The sequence below is a fragment of the Mesorhizobium sp. BHscii genome, from assembly GCF_053848065.1.
The window spans coordinates 44,837-61,003 of the sequence record NZ_JBSPKW010000019.1; the positions used below are offsets into that span (position 1 = coordinate 44,837).

Below are 16,167 nucleotides of genomic sequence, written 5' to 3' on the forward strand. Positions count from 1 at the left end.
CAGTTGATTTGACCGGCCTATTCGCGCTCGCCGGTGAAGTTCAGCAGCAGCTGGAAGATGTTGATGAAGTTCAGATAGAGCGAGAATGCACCGAAGACGGCGAGCTTCTGTTGAGATTCCGCACCGAAATTTTCCGCATACTGCTCCTTGATCGTCTGCGTATCCCAGGCAGTGAGCCCGATGAAGACAGCGATGCCGATCACCGAGATCGCGAACTGGAGTGCGGTCGAGCCGAGGAAGATGTTGACAATGCTGGCAATCACCACGCCGATCAGGCCCATGATCAGGAAGGACGAGAACTGAGTGAGGTCGCGTTTGGTTGTGTAGCCATAAAGGCTGGTCGCGCCGAACATGGTGGCGGCGATGAAGAAGGTGCGCGCGATGCTGGTCCCGGTGAACACCAGGAACACGGACGCCAGCGACAGGCCCATGACCGCACAGAATGCCCAGAACATCGCCTGAGCGCCGGCCGCGGACATCGTCTGGATCCGGAACGAGAACAGCAGCACGAAGGCGAGCGGTGCCAGCATCACCACCCACTTCAACGGGCTGGAAAAGATCGGCACGTAGAGGGCTGGCGTGGAAGCCACCACGAAGGCGATCACGCCGGTAACGACGAGGCCAACTCCCATGTAGTTGTAGACGCGCAGCATGTGCTGGCGCAGGCCTTCGTCATAGACGGCGCCGGTTTGGGCTCCGACGCCGGTGCGGTATCCTAGATTGGGAGTATTCATGCGGGTTCTCCTTTGTGAGGTCAGTAAAGCGTGTTGGCGAGCGTCTCTGCGGTGCGATCGAGATCGCGGACACCGCGTCGGGCGACGACTGCGTAAGCAACTTCGCCGATCTGGAAATAGGCCGAGGAAATTTCGCCCGAGGGGGCGACGGTCGGCTGGACCACGTCGAACGTTCCGGGCCTGATCGCGAACAGCGAGACCAGTCCCAGGTCCCTTGTTTCGACAGCCATCTCGACGCTCGGGCCGAACTGCGATGGATAGATCTGCACGTCACGGACTTTCCAGTCCTTCGGCAGCGACGGCATGACGATCGCCGTAGCGGCGCGGATTTCGTCCGCATCGTAATCCGGCGCTTCGGGCTGGGATGACATGGCCTCGCGCATGATCGTCGTCCTGTGTGCCCGGATCGCCTCCTCCAGATAGACAGGCGGCTGGGTCGAGGCGACGACTTTCGTCACCGATATCGGCCCGACGATCCCGTTCGCAAACCAGCCCGCGGCCACCAACACTGCGACCGCCGAAGCCCGCTGCAACGTGCGTAAGGCCCGACCCCGGGCCAGTCCCCGCTCCAGCCGCCGTGCTGCGTCGGCCGTTGCCGGCCGCGCCATGCCCTTGGACCCGGCAAGCGCCACGCGCAGTTCGTCGCGCGTCCTGAGGTCGGACATCACGCGAGCGGCCGCCTCCGGACGGGCGGAAAGAAACGCCTCGACCTCGATGCGGCGGGCAACGTCCAACTGGTCGTCGACATAGGCGTCGAGGTCGGCATCGGTCACCGGGTCGCGCAGTTCGCTCATCATGGACATCATGGGCCTCCCACGATCTTGAGTTGGCTTTTCGCACGTGCCGGCAATTTGTCCTCCATCTCGCGGAGCGCCGCGCGCGCCCTGCCGATGCGCGACATCAGCGTTCCCAGCGGTACGCCGCTGGCCTCGGCCGCCTGGCTGTAGGTAAGTCCCTCGATGGCGACGAGATGCAGCGCCGAACGCTGCTCATCCGGCAATTTGAAAAAAGCTTCGCGCACCTGTGCCAGCCGGACGGAATGCTCCTGGGGAGCCTGCACGCTGGCGTCGATAAGATATCCGGCCTGCTCGACGCGCGCCGCTTCGGACTTGCGGGACCGCAAACCGTCAATGAAAGCATTGTGAACGATCGACAGCAGCCATGCGCGCAGGTTCCCGCCGGAGCGGAAGGTGCCGCGCCGCTCATAGGCACGCACCAGCGCGTCATGCACCAGATCCTCCGCTTCTGCGCTGTCGCGCGTCAGCGAACGCGCGTAGCGCCTCAGGGAACCAAGCTGTCCTATGATATCGAAGCGTGGCATCGACCCTCTCATGTCCCGTTTACGGAGCATGGCAGGTTTTTAATCCCGCTCTTTGAGTTTTTTGCGATCCGGAAAGGTCTGGCATCAACGGTACAACGCCACCATCGCGCGTACGGCTTCTTTATCCGCGAACGAGCAGCCCTCCCCTCAGCCGCCACAATTCGCCGCGCGGTTTTAGCCCCACCGGGGATTTCGATGTTTATACCTGAATTAATTTGTGACGCGGAAAACCGGGAAGTTGTCATCTTTCTCGGGCACTTGCCAGTTAAAGGCAGGAAACATTCACCGCCGAATCTTCCCTTCGCCAACGGCCGTTGGGCCTGCCTGTTCAACGAATTACTGACCCAACATGACAAGCAATGTGCCAACCCAGCGGGATACCCGCATCGATGTCTTCCGCGCGCTAGCGCTACTGACGATCTTCATCAACCATGTGCCGGGGACGATCTTCGAGTATGTCACGCACAAGAATTTCGGCTTTTCCGATTCGGCCGAAGCCTTCGTGCTGATTTCGGGGATTGCCGTTGGGCTCGCCTACGGACTGAAGTTCCGGTCGGAAAACCGGTTGCTCGTTACCCTGAAGGCCTGGCGGCGCGCCGGTGTCCTCTATGTCACCCACGTCATGACCACTGTCGCGACGCTGGCGATCTTCTCGGCGGCTGCACTGCATTTCACGCGGCCCGATCTTTTGAAGCTGATCAACATTCAGATGATCATCGAGGACACGCCGGAAGCGCTGCTCGGCATCGCCGCGCTCGGTCATCAGATCGGCTATAACAACATTCTTTCCATGTATGCCGTCGTACTTCTGATGATGCCGCTTTTCCTGTGGATCGGCACTTTCAGCCTGAGCCTGATGCTTGCTGCGTCCGCTCTTCTCTGGCTCATCGTCGGCATTTTCCAGATCGCGCCTTCGAATTTTCCCGGCGACGGCTTCTGGTTCCTGAACCCGCTCTCCTGGCAGTTTCTGTTCGTTATCGGGATCGCCGGCATGCTGCACGTCAAGCGCGGCGGCGAAATCCGCTTCAACTGGATGATGGCGAGCGCGGCCGTCGGGTATCTGGTTGGCGCGCTGATTTGGGTGCGGCTGTCGTTGTGGGGCATCGAGACGGCCTCCGGCCTGCCTACCGTGCTGACCGGCTTCGACAAGACATTCCTCTCGCTGTCGCGGCTCATGCACATTCTGGCGATCACCTACCTGATCGTGGCGATCCCGGCGCTTTCCAACCTGGCGAAGACGGGCCCCGGCCACCCGCTCGCGGTTCTTGGCAAGCATTCGCTGCCGGTCTTCGTCGCCGGAACAATCCTCGCCATGATCGCGCAGGTCATGAAGGTCGTCAGCCCGGGCGGACTCCTCTACGACGCGATCCTGATCTCGACAGGCATCGCGCTGCAGTTCGGCTTCGCCTATTACCTCGAATGGCTGCCGCGGATCGGTTGGGGCGGCAAGAAGCAGCAACTTGTCGCCGCCTTGCCGTCTGCTGCCCTCAAGCTGGCGTCATAGAACGGCGTCGACGAGCCGTGCCGTCAAGCTTTCGCCGCGTGCGAGCCTTTCCTCAAGGCATGCTATGGATTTCTGCGTCCTGTCTCCTGGTTTGGCGCTTTTCAGCCTGGTGCAAATGAAACCGCTGGCGCAGCACAGCCGATTTGCGTATCACTCCGCCGCCAACGGAACCGCGCCGATGTTCGAAGACCTCCAGCCTGCCCCAGCCGACAAGATCCTCGCCTTGATCGGCCTCTATCGCGCCGATCCCCGCCCCGGCAAGGTCGACCTCGGCGTCGGCGTCTACAAGGATCGCGAAGGCAAGACGCCGGTGATGCGCGCCGTGCGCGAAGCCGAAAAGCGACTGCTGCAGAGCCGGGACACCAAGACCTATCTCGGCCTTGCGGGCGATACCGGCTTCAACACAGCGATGGCGGGGCTGGTCTTTGGCCCTGCGGCCGACTTTTCGCGCATCCGCGCGGCGCAGGCACCCGGCGGCTCCGGCGCGCTGCGGCTGGTGGCCGAACTGCTCAAGAGGACGCGATCCGACGCGACGATCTGGCTGTCGGACCCGACATGGCCGAACCACCTGCCGGTGATGCGCGCCGCCGGCTTGCAGATACGCGAATATCCCTACTTCGACGCTGCATCAGGTGCTGTTCGCTTCGCCGACATGATGAGCGCGCTGGCGACCGCCAAGAGCGGGGACGTGGTGCTGCTGCATGGTTGCTGCCACAACCCGACAGGCGCCAATCTGGACACCGCGCAGTGGGCCGAAATAGCCGACCTGGTCATCGAGCGCGGCCTGCTGCCTTTTGTCGACATTGCCTATCAGGGCTTTGGCGAGGGCCTGGACGCGGACGCCACCGGCTTGCGCCTGCTGGCTGAAAAAGTTCCTGAAATGGTGGTTGCCTCGAGCTGCTCCAAGAATTTCGCCGTGTATCGTGACCGTGTCGGCGCGGCCATGATCCTGGCTAAAGACAGCGCGCAGGCGGATGTCGCAATGAGCCAGATGCTGTCGGCGGCGCGCGCTATGTACTCGATGCCGCCGGACCACGGCGCGGCCGCGGTGCGCATCGTGCTTGAAGACGCCACACTGCGCGCCGACTGGGAAGCGGAGCTAGAGGAGATGCGCCTGCGCATGCTGCGGCTTCGGGTGCAGTTCGCCGAAGCGCTGCGGCGGCAATCCAATTCCGATCGCTTCGATTTCGTCGCCAGCCATCGCGGCATGTTTTCCCGGCTTGGCCTGTCCGAAGCGCAGGTCGAGCGGCTGCGTGCCGAGCACGGTGTCTATATGGTCGGCGACAGCCGCATCAACGTCGCCGGCCTGCCGGAGGACGGCATGGACGCGCTCGCCAAGGCGATCGTCTCAGTGCTCGATTGAGCCGACCGTCGCTGGCAACTGTGGACAATGCGCCCTTGCCGGGTGACAGCATTGGCTGAGTGATCGCTGCACGATAGCGTCGACAGATGAAACCTTCGAAAGACATTTCCCGGCTGATCGAGATTATGGCGGCGCTGCGTGCGCCGGAAACCGGCTGCCCGTGGGATATCGAGCAGGATTTCTCGACCATCGCGCCCTACACGATCGAGGAAGCCTACGAGGTGGCGGACGCGATCGCGCGCGGCGACCTGGACGATCTGCGCGACGAGCTCGGTGACCTCCTGCTGCAGGTCGTCTACCATGCGCAGATGGCCGAGGAGGCCGGTGAATTCGCCTTTGACGACGTGGTCCAGACCATTACCACAAAAATGATCCGCCGCCATCCGCATGTCTTCGGCGACGAGAAGGCGCGCAGCGCGGGCATGGCCAAGGGCATGTGGGAGAAGATCAAGACCGAGGAAAAAGCGGAAAAGCGAAACGCCCGCCTCGCCCGCGGGCACGATCCTGAGGATCATGGCAATGGTTTTCTGGACAGCGTACCGGTCGCCCTGCCCGCGTTGACCCGGGCGCTCAAGCTGCAGGAGAAAGCGGCCCGCGTCGGCTTCGACTGGAGCGAGGCCACGCCGATCCTCGACAAGATCGAGGAAGAGATCGGCGAGTTGCGCCAGGCCTTCGCCAAGGGCGATACAGCTTCGATCAAGGACGAGTTCGGCGACATGCTGTTTGCCGTCGTCAATCTCGGGCGTCATCTCAAGATTGATTCCGAAGCGGCGCTCAGCGGCACCAACGAGAAATTCCGGTCGCGGTTCCGCTATGTCGAGCAAGCGCTGGAAGCGTCCGGAAACACGCTGGAAAGGGCGACGCTCGACGAGATGGAGGCGCTTTGGCAGCAAGCCAAAAGCGCGAAGTAACAGAAATTATCCGTTGTTTTTACGATGCAATCTGGTTTCTATCTCTTCGTGTGCGCTTCGCGTCGCTTTGAGCGACACGGTTATACCGCCATCGTCATTGTCGGTGCGCGAGACGACGTCGCCATTGCGGTAGAGCCAGTCGACGAACCCAAGCTGGTCAGGCTTGAGCGTGACGGTCAGCGTTTCCAGTTCGCCTGAAACTCTTGTCTCCATAATCGCCTTCAGCACATCGATGCCCTCGCCGGTGGCGGCCGATATGGCAATCGGCGGCGCCTTGCTGCCGTCGATGCCGTCGGCGAGCAACCGCGCCCGGTTGCCTTCATCGAGCCGGTCGATCTTGTTCCACACTTCGATGACGCGCTTGCTGTCGCCGGCATCGACGCCGAGATCGGCGAGGATGCGCTCGACATCCTCGGCCTGGGCGGCCGTGTCGGGGTCCGAAATATCGCGCAGATGGATGACGAGATCGGCCTCGACCACCTCTTCCAGCGTTGCCCGGAAGGCCGCGATCAGGTGCGTCGGCAGGTCCGAAATGAAACCGACGGTGTCCGAAAGGATGACCGGCGTGCCGTGCGGCAGTCGCACCCGACGCAGTGTCGGGTCGAGCGTGGCAAACAGCATGTCCTCGGCCAGCACCTCTGCTCCGGTCAGCCTGTTGAACAGCGTCGACTTGCCGGCGTTGGTATAGCCGACGATCGCCACAACCGGGAACGGCACCTTCTTGCGCTTGGCGCGGTGCAGATCGCGGGTCCGCCGCACTGTTTCCAGCTCGTGCTTCAGCTTGTTGATCTTGTCCTGCAGGACACGGCGGTCCGACTCGATCTGCGTTTCGCCAGGACCGCCAAGGAAACCGGCGCCGCCGCGCTGGCGCTCGAGGTGGGTCCAGCTTCGCACGAGCCGGCCCTTCTGATAGTTGAGGTGCGCAAGATCGACCTGCAGCGTACCTTCCTTGGTGCGCGCGCGCTCGCCGAAAATCTCCAGGATCAGCCCGGTGCGATCCAGCACCTTGGCGTTCAATTCTTTTTCCAGATTGCGTTGCTGCACCGGCGTCAGCGGATGGTCGACAATAACCAGTTCGGCACGGCCCTCTTTGACGATCTCGGCGAACTCCGCGACCTTGCCGCTGCCGAGCAAGGTTGCAGGCCGCGGATCATTGACGGTCACCACCGCGGTATGGATCGGGTCGAGGTCAATGGCTTGGGCAAGACCAACCGCTTCGTCGTGGCGGGCCTCGGCGGAACGCATCAGGCGCGGACGATTGGTGTCTTCGTCGCCGCGCGGCTGGCGGGTAAGCACCGGCACGATGACCACGGCCCGGGTCGGGCCTTCGGCTTCCGTCCCCGGCTGATATGCTGGTTTTTCGCGAACGCTGCGGTCCGCGTCTTTCTTACGTGCCAATCAGGCGCCCTGGCTTTCCTCGCCATCGAACATCTGAACCGGCTGGCTCGGCATGATCGTGGAAATGGCGTGCTTGTAGACGAGCTGGGAATGGCCGTCTCGACGCAGCAGAACACAGAAATTGTCGAACGAAGTAACCACACCGGTCAGCTTCACGCCGTTGATGAGAAAGATGGTGAGTGGGTTTTTGCTTTTGCGAACTGAATTCAGGAACAGGTCCTGAAGATTTTGCGATCGTTCCGCCATTGTTCTTGTCTTTCGCCGATCCCCTTCGGTTTGCACCTCAATGCGCCAAATTACCCGGCACGTGTCAAGCGCGCAAACACCATCTTGCCGTCAATAACGACAAGCAGAACGAGATATATTGATGTTCATTCCACCTGTGCGGTTATCAGGCTGGACTTTTTTCCGCAACGTCAAAAAAGGCTTGCCGCAAGGAAAGTGTTATCGAGCCCGGATGGCCATTGGCGACGGGAGCGCCGTCGATCGCCACGATCGGCATGGCGATGGTGGTCGCGGAGCTGATGAAAACCTCGCGCGCAGCCTTGGCCTCGGCGACCGAAAAGCCGCGCTCCTCGATCTTCAGGCCGAGCTTGGCGGCCACTTCGAACAGCGTGGTGCGGGTGATGCCGCGCAGGATGCCGTGCTCGGCCGGACGCGTCACCAGCACACCATCCCTGGTGATGATCCAGGCGTTCGACGATCCACCTTCCTTGACGGTGCCGTCGGCATCGACAAACCAGGCTTCCTGGGCGCCGGCTTCCTTGGCCTTCTGCTTGGCGAGCACATTTGGCAGCAGGCCGACCGACTTGATATCGACCCGATCCCAACGATTCTCCGGCACCGTGATAACCTTGATTCCGCTTTCGGCTCTCTTCGCGGCAGAAGCGGGGTCGGCTTTCCTGGCGGTCACCACCAGCGACGGCTTCGTGCCCGCCGCCGGGAAAATAAAGTCACGGCTGGCGACGCCACGCGTCACCTGAAGATAGACCAGGCCATCGGTGACATGGTTGCGGCGAACCACCTCACGCATAATAATCGGCAACACGCCCCGCGTGACCGGCCAGTCGATCGACAATTCGGTCAGCGAGCGGTTTAGTCGTCCGAGATGGCGAGGCATATCAACGATGAAGCCTCGCGCTACCTCGCAGACCTCGTAGACGCCATCGGCGAACTGATAACCACGGTCCTCGACATGCACGAAGGCGTCGGCGTGAGCGACATAGCGCCCGTTCACATAGGCAATGCGCGGCATGAGGTCACCCTGGAGAAGTCAGCGCATGACCCCGAAAATCGGAATCGATTTTCGGGGTCATGCGCAAAAATCAAAATGCTACAGCGTCCTTTGAGCGTCCCAAAAGACCCGCGGCGCTGCAGCGCTTTCTTATGCGATTCCGCCGGCGCCGTAACCGATAATTGCGTAGGCCATGATGGAAATCAGACGCCCAGCGACTTCAGCTTGCGGTGAAGCGCCGAGCGTTCCATGCCGATGAACTCGGCCGTTTTCGAGATGTTGCCGCCAAAACGATTGATCTGGGCGATCAGATAGTCCTTCTCGAATTGTTCGCGCGCTTCACGCAACGGCAGCGCCATGATGTGCTGATCGGATTGGTTTGGCGTACGCGGCATGACATCGCCGATCTCGGCAGGCAAAAGATCGGCGGTGATCGGTGCATCGATGTCGTCGCCGCGCGCCAGGATCATCAGTCGCTCGACGTTGTTGCGCAACTGGCGGACGTTGCCTGGCCAGTTGTGCGCCTGCAGCACCGCCAGCGCGTCGTCGCCGATGCGCCGCGGCCGGATACCGGCCTGGCGGGCGATCTGTTTCATGAAATTGTCGACAAGATAGGGGATGTCCTCCCGCCGCTCGGCCAATCCCGGCACCATGACCGGAACCACCGCCAGACGGTGATAGAGATCCTCCCGGAAACGACCGTCGGCGATCATCGCCTCCAGGTTCTGCGAGGTCGACGAAATGATTCGGACATCGACCTTGACCCGTTTGGTGCCTCCTACCCGCTCGAACTGCTGTTCGACCAGCACGCGCAGAATCTTGTTTTGCGTTTCGCGCGGCATGTCGGCCACTTCGTCGATGTAGAGAATGCCGCGATGGGCTTCCTCAAGCGCGCCGACCTTGCGTTCGACACCGTTGGATTCGGTACCGAACAGCTCGACCTCCATGCGTTCGGGCGTGATGTTGGCAGCGCTCAGCGTGACAAATGGTGCGCTCTTGCGCGCCGACAGCGTGTGGATGGCGCGAGCCGCGAGTTCCTTGCCCGACCCGGACGGGCCGATGATCATGACGCGGCTGTTGGTCGGCGCAACGCGCTCGATGGTCTGGCGCAACTGGCTCATCGCCGACGACATGCCGATCAGGTCGAAGGTTTCGCCGCTGCGCAGCTTGAGATCAGAAACCTCGCGTCTGAGTTTCGAGGTTTCAATCGCACGTTCGGCGATGAGAATCAGCCTGTCGGCCTTGAATGGTTTCTCGATAAAGTCATAGGCGCCGCGGCGGATGGCCGAGACCGCCGTCTCGATGTTGCCGTGGCCCGAGATCATCACCACAGGCAAGCTCGGATGCATCGTCTTGATCTCGTCCAGCAACGCCAGTCCGTCCAGACGTGAGCCTTGCAGCCAGATATCAAGGAAAATCAGCCTCGGCGCCCGGTCGGCTACCGCCGCCAGGGCGCTGTCGGCATCGAATGCCGTGCGGGTTTCGTGACCTTCGTCGCTTAGGATACCGGCGACGAGTTCACGGATGTCTTCCTCGTCATCGACGATGAGAATGTCAGACGCCATTACCGACCTTTTCAGTTTCTCTTTCGTTTTCCGTCTTGCCTTCGCCGCGCGACGGCACGGTGGCGGCGAGCGGCAGAATGATGCTGATCATCGCGCCTCGCCCGTCGTGGAAATCCGCCGGCGCGTCATGCAGTTCGAGCCGGCCGCCATGGTCCTCCACTATCTTCTTGACGATAGCGAGGCCGAGCCCCGTGCCCTTCTCGCGTGTCGTCATGTAAGGCTCGAGCAATCGCTGGCGATTCTCGCGCGGCAACCCCTTGCCGTTGTCGATGACATCGATGCGAATCGCACCATTCTGGCGCCCGGCTTGAATCCGGATTATGCCGTGCGAGCGGTCCTTTTGATCAAGTCCGTCAATCGCCTCGGCCGCGTTCTTGATAACATTGCCAAAAGCCTGCGCCATCAGGCGGCTGTCGAAAGTGCCTTTGAGCGGTTCGTTGCCGAACACGCGCTCGAAGTTGATATCGGATCGGCTCACTTCGACGAGGAACGAGGCTTCGCGCAACGATTCGCGCAAATCGAGGGCCTTCATTTCGGGCTTGGGCATGCGTGCGAAAGCGGAGAACTCGTCGACCATCCGGCCGATGTCCTCTACTTGCCTGATGATCGTATCCGTGCACTGATCGAAAACCTCGCGGTCTTCGGTGATGACCTTGCCGTAGCGGCGCTTGATGCGCTCGGCGGAAAGCTGGATCGGTGTCAGCGGGTTCTTGATCTCGTGGGCGATGCGCCGCGCCACATCCGCCCAGGCCGAGGAACGCTGCGCCTGGACCAGATCGGTGATGTCATCGACCGTTACGACATAGGATTTCTCCTCCGAACCGTCGTCGCCGGCCTCGACCGTGATCTGCACGTTGAAGGTCCGCTCCGTACCGGCGCGATAGAAGGTCACCTGCTCGCGGTGGACAGGCCTGCCCGACTTGCGGCCGATCTCGAAGATGCGGCCGACATGCGGCAGCACGGCGGAGAGGTTTTGCCCGAGTGCGGCGGTAGCGGATATGGCCAGCATCGTTTCGGCGGACCGGTTGACGATGGTGACGATGCCATATGGATCGACGCCGATGACGCCGGCTGTGACACCGGCAAGCACGGCTTCCGAGAAACGCCGCCGCTCGTCGATCAAATCCTTGGCCGACAGTATCTCGTTACGCTGCGATTTCAGTTCCAGCAGCATCTTGTTGAAGGTGTCGCCGAGCGAGGCGACGTCGCCGTCGGAGGGCCGAACCGGCACGGCAACGTCGAGATTGCCGGTCGCGACTTCGTCGGCCGCGCCGATGAGCTGGCGGATCGGCCGCACCAGGCGGTCTGCCACGGCGATCCCGGTCCAGATGGCGGACAGAATGATGATCAGCGTCAGCGACAGGTAGGGAAGTGCGAACGCCACCTGCGAAGTGCGGCGATTGTCTTCCAGACCGCGATATTCGTCGGTGTTGGATCTGACAATCTGCCGCGCCTTGATCACCTCGGGATCGACGAGCCGGATGGTGTAGAGATAGAGCCCTTCGATCTCGCGCAGTTTGACGATGGCGCCCATGATGTTGCGCGTCTTCGGCTCGATCAGCACCGGCCTGCCGTCGGCGGCACTGCTCATGGCGCCTTCCGGCGGCTCCGGCATGGCAAAATCGGCGTCGGTCTTGGCGCTCATGACGAACGAACCGTCGGGCCTGACCAGTGCGGCATGGGCCAGCGAGCGTCCGACGGCTTCCTTGTTCATGAGATCGAGGAAGCCGGTTCGATCGAGGCCGTAGAGTGCACGGGAGGCGTCGAGATCGTAGGCCATCGACAGGGTCGTTCCCTGGAGATTGCGCGCGTTCTCCTGCACATAGGCATCGGCGATCGACAGCGACGAATTGACGATCGTCTTGGTACGGATCTCGAACCAGCGATCAAGGCCGATATCGAGCGTGATCGAGGCGATGATCGCCACCATGATGGCGGGAATCGCGGCGACCAGTGCGAACATCGCCACGATCCGCACATGCAGCCGCGACGCCGCTTTGCCGCGCCGGCGCGCCATCACGATACGATGCACTTCGCGGCCGACCAGCGCGATCAGGAACAATATGAACGCCGCATTGAGAGCGATAAGCGCCAGCGTCGTCCTCTCGTCCGGCGTGATCGGCGTGGCGCCGACGAGGATGGCGAAGGAGATCGCCGCCGTAACCAGCGCACCGACAATTGCCACCACGCCCGGCAGCGCAAGCAGCCGACGCCCGTCCCGTGTGCCAGGTTCGCTGAAAAGCGTTTCGCTCGGTGTCGGTGCCTGTGGAGCCATGTCGCCGTCTAGAGCCACTGATTGCGTCGGATGTATGCAACGCATTGTGGCGATTATGCAACAAGTGTGACCTGGACGGAAATGTTTCGGCGTTCGATCCCCCGAAAAGCTTCGCTCTGTCGCACCGGCCCGAAAACGGAATCGATTTTTCGGAAAGCACGATGCGCAAAGCTCAAAGTGTTAGAGAGAACTTTGTACGTCAGAACGGACGCACGTCGCTCTAAGCCTGCCTGGTCGATTTGTAGACGTTGACGCCGAGTTCGCGAATTTTCTTGCGCAGCGTGTTGCGGTTGAGGCCCAGGAGTTCCGCAGCCTTGATCTGGTTGCCGCGGGTTGCCGTCATCGAGGCCAGCACCAGCGGATATTCGACCTCGGAGAGAATGCGCTGATAGAGGCCGGCGGGCGGCAAATCGCCTGCGAAGGAAGCAAAATAGCGCTGCAGGAAATGTTCTACCGCCTGGCCGATGGAGAGATCGTCGGGAATGAGGTTGCCGCCACCGGGAACGACCGGCCTCTCGCCGGTCTTCAGTTCCGCCTCGATGATTTCGGCGGAAATCTCATCCTGCGAATAGAGTGCGGCAAGCCTGCGGACAAGATTTTCGAGCTCGCGCACGTTGCCTGGCCACGGATAGCGCTTCATCAGCTCGATGCCGCCGGTGGAGATCCGCTTGGTCTGCAGCCCTTCGCTGGCGCCGAGCTTGAAGAAGTGCCGGACGAGATCCGGAACGTCCTCGGACCGCTCGCGTAGCGCCGGCAGCCTTAGCGGCACGACATTCAGGCGATAGAACAGATCCTCGCGGAAAAGTCCCTGATTGATCAGCGTGCGCAGATCCTTGTTGGTGGCGGCGACGATGCGGACGTCGGTTTTGATCGGCGTACGGCCGCCGACAGTGGTGTACTCGCCCTGCTGCAGGACACGCAGCAGGCGCGTCTGCGCTTCCATCGGCATGTCGCCGATCTCATCGAGGAAGAGCGTGCCGCCTTCGGCCTGCTCGAAACGGCCGGTGGAGCGGTTCTGCGCACCGGTGAAGGCGCCTTTCTCATGCCCGAACAGTTCCGATTCGATCAGGTCGCGCGGGATCGCCGCCATGTTGATCGCGACGAAGGGGCCGCCGCGGCGGCGGCCATATTCGTGCAGCGCGCGCGCCACCAGTTCCTTGCCGGTGCCCGATTCGCCTGAAATCATCACCGTTAGGTCGGTCTGCATCATACGCGCCAGCATGCGGTAGATATCCTGCATGGCGGCCGAGCGGCCGACCAGCGGCATCGTTTCCGGCGGCTCGTCGGCCCGCGCATCGATCTTCGGCCGTCGGGGCTCGGAAAGCGCTCGGTTGACGATGTTGAGAAGCTCGGTCAGGTCGAACGGTTTCGGCAGATATTCGTAGGCCCCGGTTTCGGAGGCACGAATCGCGGTCATGAACGTGTTCTGGGCGCTCATGACGATGACGGGCAGTTCCGGTCGCGCCTTCTTGATGCGCGGCAGCATGTCGAAAGCGTTCTCGTCCGGCATGACCACGTCCGTAATGACGAGATCGCCCTCGCCGGCCGCCACCCAGCGCCATAGCGTCGAGGCGTTGGACGTCACGCGCACCTCGTGGCCGACGCGCGAAAGCGCCTGATTGAGGACCGTGCGGATCGCCGCGTCGTCGTCGGCGACGAGAATATTGCCGCGAACCATCATTTGCGGTCTCCTTCGCCATCATCGTCTGTGCCGAACGGCGTTTCTTTCCAGGCTGGCATCAGGATGCGGAAGGTGGTTGCGCGCGGCGTCGAATCGCATTCGATGATGCCGCCATGCTCGCCGACGATTTTCGCGACCAGCGCCAGACCAAGCCCCGACCCGTTCGGCTTGGTGGTGATGAAGGGATCGAACAGGATCGGCAGGATATCTTCGGAAACGCCAGAACCGTTGTCGCGCACGCAGAATTCCAGCGGCAGCGACACGCGGCCCTGCGTTCCGGGAACGGAAACACGGATGCCCGGCCGGAATGCGGTCGACAGAGTGATCTCGCCTTGCGGATCGCCGCCAATGGCCTCGGCCGCATTCTTGACCAGGTTGAGGAACACTTGGATGAGCTGATCGCGGTTGGCGAAAACCGGAGGCAATGATGGATCATAATCCTCCAATATCTTGATCCTCTTGGCAAAACCGTTCTTGGCAATCGCCTTCACATGGTCGAGCACGACATGGATGTTGACCGGATAGCGATCGATGGGCCGCTCGTCGGAAAACACCTCCATGCGATCGACCAGCGAGACGATGCGGTCGGTCTCGTCGGTGATCAGCCGGGTCAGCGCGCGATCCTCGTCGGAAGCCGACAGTTCGAGCAGCTGGGCAGCACCCCGGATGCCGGATAGCGGGTTCTTGATCTCGTGGGCGAGCATCGCGGCAAGGCCGGTTACCGAGCGTGCCGCACCGCGGTGCGTCATCTGCCGGTCGATCTTGTCGGCCATCGATCGCTCCTGGAACATCACCACGACGGAGCCCGGGAATTCCGACACCGGCGCGACATAGAGATCGACGACCTTCTCGATGCCGAGGCGCGGCGACGATACGTCGACCCGGTATTCGTTGACGGGTGCCCGGCGCTCGCGCACCTGGTCGACAAGCGTCAGCAGCGGACTGCCGAAGGGAATGAGCTTGGGTAGTGTATTGCGGGCGAGCATGGTCGCGCTCGAGCGGAAGAAATCCTCGGCATCGGCATTGGCGAAGGTGATGAACCCGTCCGCATCGACCATGATCACTGGGCGGCGGATGGTGTTGAGCACAATGTGGGCGGCGTCCGCCATATCCATGCTCTGTGCAACCGTGGCGTTCATGCTGCGCTCCGCAGGTTCATCGCCTCGGCAGCGCGTGAAAACACCTCGCGCAACGCGGCAACGACGCGGACGGGCTCGAAGGAGGTGAGGATCGCCTTTCGCTGCTCATCAACGACGCCAACAGCGTGGCGGTCGAGATACCAGCCAAGATGCTTGCGCGCCTGGCGCACGCCGCTTTCGATGCCGTAGAGCATCAGCATGTCCTCGTAGTGGGCAACGATGTAGTCGGCCAGCGCTTGCGGACTTTCCGGCACGCCGGGCGCCGCATCTTTTGCCGCGGCTGCCGCGATGCTGCCTGCCGTCCAGGGCGCGCCATAATGCGCGCGGCCGATCATCACCGCGTCGGCGCCCGACTGGTCGAGGATCATTGCCGCCTCCGCCGGCGATCCGACATCGCCATTGGCAACGACCGGGATCGACACGGCCTGTTTTGTTCGTGCGATGGCGCGCCAGTCGGCCTTGCCCTGGTAGAACTGGCAGCGCGTGCGGCCATGCACCGTCACCATCTGGACGCCCGCCTGCTCGGCGCGGCGCGCCAGCAGCGGCGCGTTGAGCGCGCTTTCGTCCCAGCCGAGCCGCATTTTACCGTGACCGGCACCTCGACGGCGCCGACCACCGCCTCAATCAACGACAAAGCGTGATCGAGATCGCGCATCAGCGCCGAACCGGCATAGCCGCCCGTCACCTTCTTGGCCGGGCAGCCCATGTTGATGTCGATGATGTCGGCGCCCTCGCCCGCGGCGAGTCGAGCGCCCTCGGCCATATGCGCCGCCTCATGGCCGGCAAGCTGGACCATGTGCACAGGCAGCCCGGAATGGCGGATACGAAGGCCACAACCGGCCCTGCCCCTGGCAAGCTCGCCGCTAGCCACCATCTCCGACACGACCAATCCGGCGCCATGCGCATAGGCACGCTGCCGGAACGGCTCATCGGTTATGCCCGACATCGGCGCGAGAAAAGCGCGATTGCGGATTCTCACACTGCCCACGTCCAGCGGCGAAGCCAATTTGGTGAGGTCAAACATGCACAAAAACCAAGCATC

Annotated in this window: 13 protein-coding genes and 1 pseudogene; 3 read left to right on the forward strand and 11 right to left on the reverse strand. The window is 62.1% G+C overall.

Annotation, left to right across the window (positions count from 1 at the left end; genetic code table 11):
• Positions 1 to 17: 17 nt before the first annotated feature.
• From ACWTU7_RS23310 to ACWTU7_RS23320, 3 genes are read right to left on the reverse strand one after another with little or no spacing between them, the layout of a single operon-like run.
• The gene (locus ACWTU7_RS23310) at positions 18 to 734 is read right to left on the reverse strand and encodes a Bax inhibitor-1/YccA family protein (RefSeq protein ID WP_455840511.1); all 717 of its coding nucleotides are present in this window, start codon (positions 732 to 734) and stop codon (positions 18 to 20) included.
• A gap of 20 nt (positions 735 to 754) precedes the next feature.
• Positions 755 to 1,528, reverse strand: a complete 774-nt coding sequence (locus tag ACWTU7_RS23315; RefSeq protein ID WP_029352367.1) for an anti-sigma factor family protein — start codon at positions 1,526 to 1,528, stop codon at positions 755 to 757.
• An 8-nt stretch (positions 1,529 to 1,536) separates the two neighbouring features.
• Positions 1,537 to 2,055 (reverse strand): sigma-70 family RNA polymerase sigma factor, encoded by a 519-nt coding sequence (locus ACWTU7_RS23320; protein ID WP_455840510.1) that lies wholly within the window; start codon positions 2,053 to 2,055, stop codon positions 1,537 to 1,539.
• A 349-nt stretch (positions 2,056 to 2,404) separates the two neighbouring features.
• Between ACWTU7_RS23320 and ACWTU7_RS23325 the strand changes: the two genes are divergently transcribed.
• The 3 genes from ACWTU7_RS23325 (at position 2,405) to mazG (ending at position 5,833) form a co-directional block, all read left to right on the forward strand.
• Positions 2,405 to 3,559: an OpgC family protein gene (locus ACWTU7_RS23325; protein WP_455840509.1), complete on the forward strand. Its 1,155-nt coding sequence runs from the start codon at positions 2,405 to 2,407 to the stop codon at positions 3,557 to 3,559.
• Positions 3,560 to 3,737: 178 nt separating this feature from the next.
• Positions 3,738 to 4,922 (forward strand): amino acid aminotransferase, encoded by a 1,185-nt coding sequence (locus ACWTU7_RS23330; RefSeq protein WP_455840508.1) that lies wholly within the window; start codon positions 3,738 to 3,740, stop codon positions 4,920 to 4,922.
• A gap of 86 nt (positions 4,923 to 5,008) precedes the next feature.
• On the forward strand, positions 5,009 to 5,833 hold the full coding sequence (mazG, locus tag ACWTU7_RS23335) for a nucleoside triphosphate pyrophosphohydrolase (protein WP_455840507.1): 825 nt from the start codon (positions 5,009 to 5,011) through the stop codon (positions 5,831 to 5,833).
• Positions 5,834 to 5,839: 6 nt separating this feature from the next.
• Here the strand turns inward: mazG and hflX are convergent, their stop codons facing one another.
• The 8 genes and pseudogenes from hflX to dusB form a co-directional block, all read right to left on the reverse strand.
• A complete protein-coding gene (gene hflX / locus ACWTU7_RS23340; protein ID WP_455840506.1) occupies positions 5,840 to 7,231 on the reverse strand; it encodes a GTPase HflX in 1,392 nt (463 codons plus the stop codon).
• The gene (gene hfq, locus ACWTU7_RS23345; protein ID WP_006202172.1) at positions 7,232 to 7,477 is read right to left on the reverse strand and encodes an RNA chaperone Hfq; all 246 of its coding nucleotides are present in this window, start codon (positions 7,475 to 7,477) and stop codon (positions 7,232 to 7,234) included. It abuts the gene before it with no gap.
• 145 nt (positions 7,478 to 7,622) lie between these two features.
• Positions 7,623 to 8,486, reverse strand: coding sequence for a D-amino-acid transaminase (locus tag ACWTU7_RS23350; protein ID WP_455840505.1), 864 nt, complete (start codon positions 8,484 to 8,486; stop codon positions 7,623 to 7,625).
• Positions 8,487 to 8,668: 182 nt separating this feature from the next.
• Positions 8,669 to 10,030 (reverse strand): nitrogen assimilation response regulator NtrX, encoded by a 1,362-nt coding sequence (ntrX, locus tag ACWTU7_RS23355; protein WP_065008746.1) that lies wholly within the window; start codon positions 10,028 to 10,030, stop codon positions 8,669 to 8,671.
• On the reverse strand, positions 10,020 to 12,350 hold the full coding sequence (locus ACWTU7_RS23360; protein ID WP_455840504.1) for an ATP-binding protein: 2,331 nt from the start codon (positions 12,348 to 12,350) through the stop codon (positions 10,020 to 10,022). The genes ntrX and ACWTU7_RS23360 overlap by 11 nt, the downstream gene beginning before the upstream one ends.
• Before the next feature lie 175 nt (positions 12,351 to 12,525).
• Positions 12,526 to 13,986 (reverse strand): nitrogen regulation protein NR(I), encoded by a 1,461-nt coding sequence (gene ntrC / locus ACWTU7_RS23365; RefSeq protein ID WP_029352345.1) that lies wholly within the window; start codon positions 13,984 to 13,986, stop codon positions 12,526 to 12,528.
• Complete coding sequence (locus ACWTU7_RS23370) at positions 13,983 to 15,125, reverse strand: two-component system sensor histidine kinase NtrB (protein ID WP_029352343.1); 1,143 nt, start codon at positions 15,123 to 15,125, stop codon at positions 13,983 to 13,985. The genes ntrC and ACWTU7_RS23370 overlap by 4 nt, the downstream gene beginning before the upstream one ends.
• Positions 15,122 to 16,149 (reverse strand): annotated as a pseudogene (gene dusB / locus ACWTU7_RS23375) (tRNA dihydrouridine synthase DusB). Before dusB ends, ACWTU7_RS23370 begins: the two are co-directional and overlap by 4 nt.
• Positions 16,150 to 16,167 lie beyond the last annotated feature (18 nt).

What these genes read in the sequence shown, in the direction of transcription:
- ACWTU7_RS23310 (WP_455840511.1), bottom strand. Translation starts at nt 734, where the DNA reads ATGAATACTCCCAATCTAGGATACCGCACCGGCGTCGGAGCCCAAACC.
- ACWTU7_RS23315 (WP_029352367.1), bottom strand. Translation starts at nt 1,528, where the DNA reads ATGAGCGAACTGCGCGACCCGGTGACCGATGCCGACCTCGACGCCTAT.
- ACWTU7_RS23320 (WP_455840510.1), bottom strand. Translation starts at nt 2,055, where the DNA reads ATGCCACGCTTCGATATCATAGGACAGCTTGGTTCCCTGAGGCGCTAC.
- ACWTU7_RS23325 (WP_455840509.1), top strand. Translation starts at nt 2,405, where the DNA reads ATGACAAGCAATGTGCCAACCCAGCGGGATACCCGCATCGATGTCTTC.
- ACWTU7_RS23330 (WP_455840508.1), top strand. Translation starts at nt 3,738, where the DNA reads ATGTTCGAAGACCTCCAGCCTGCCCCAGCCGACAAGATCCTCGCCTTG.
- mazG (WP_455840507.1), top strand. Translation starts at nt 5,009, where the DNA reads ATGAAACCTTCGAAAGACATTTCCCGGCTGATCGAGATTATGGCGGCG.
- hfq (WP_006202172.1), bottom strand. Translation starts at nt 7,477, where the DNA reads ATGGCGGAACGATCGCAAAATCTTCAGGACCTGTTCCTGAATTCAGTT.
- ACWTU7_RS23350 (WP_455840505.1), bottom strand. Translation starts at nt 8,486, where the DNA reads ATGCCGCGCATTGCCTATGTGAACGGGCGCTATGTCGCTCACGCCGAC.
- ntrX (WP_065008746.1), bottom strand. Translation starts at nt 10,030, where the DNA reads ATGGCGTCTGACATTCTCATCGTCGATGACGAGGAAGACATCCGTGAA.
- ACWTU7_RS23360 (WP_455840504.1), bottom strand. Translation starts at nt 12,350, where the DNA reads ATGCGTTGCATACATCCGACGCAATCAGTGGCTCTAGACGGCGACATG.
- ntrC (WP_029352345.1), bottom strand. Translation starts at nt 13,986, where the DNA reads ATGATGGTTCGCGGCAATATTCTCGTCGCCGACGACGACGCGGCGATC.
- ACWTU7_RS23370 (WP_029352343.1), bottom strand. Translation starts at nt 15,125, where the DNA reads ATGAACGCCACGGTTGCACAGAGCATGGATATGGCGGACGCCGCCCAC.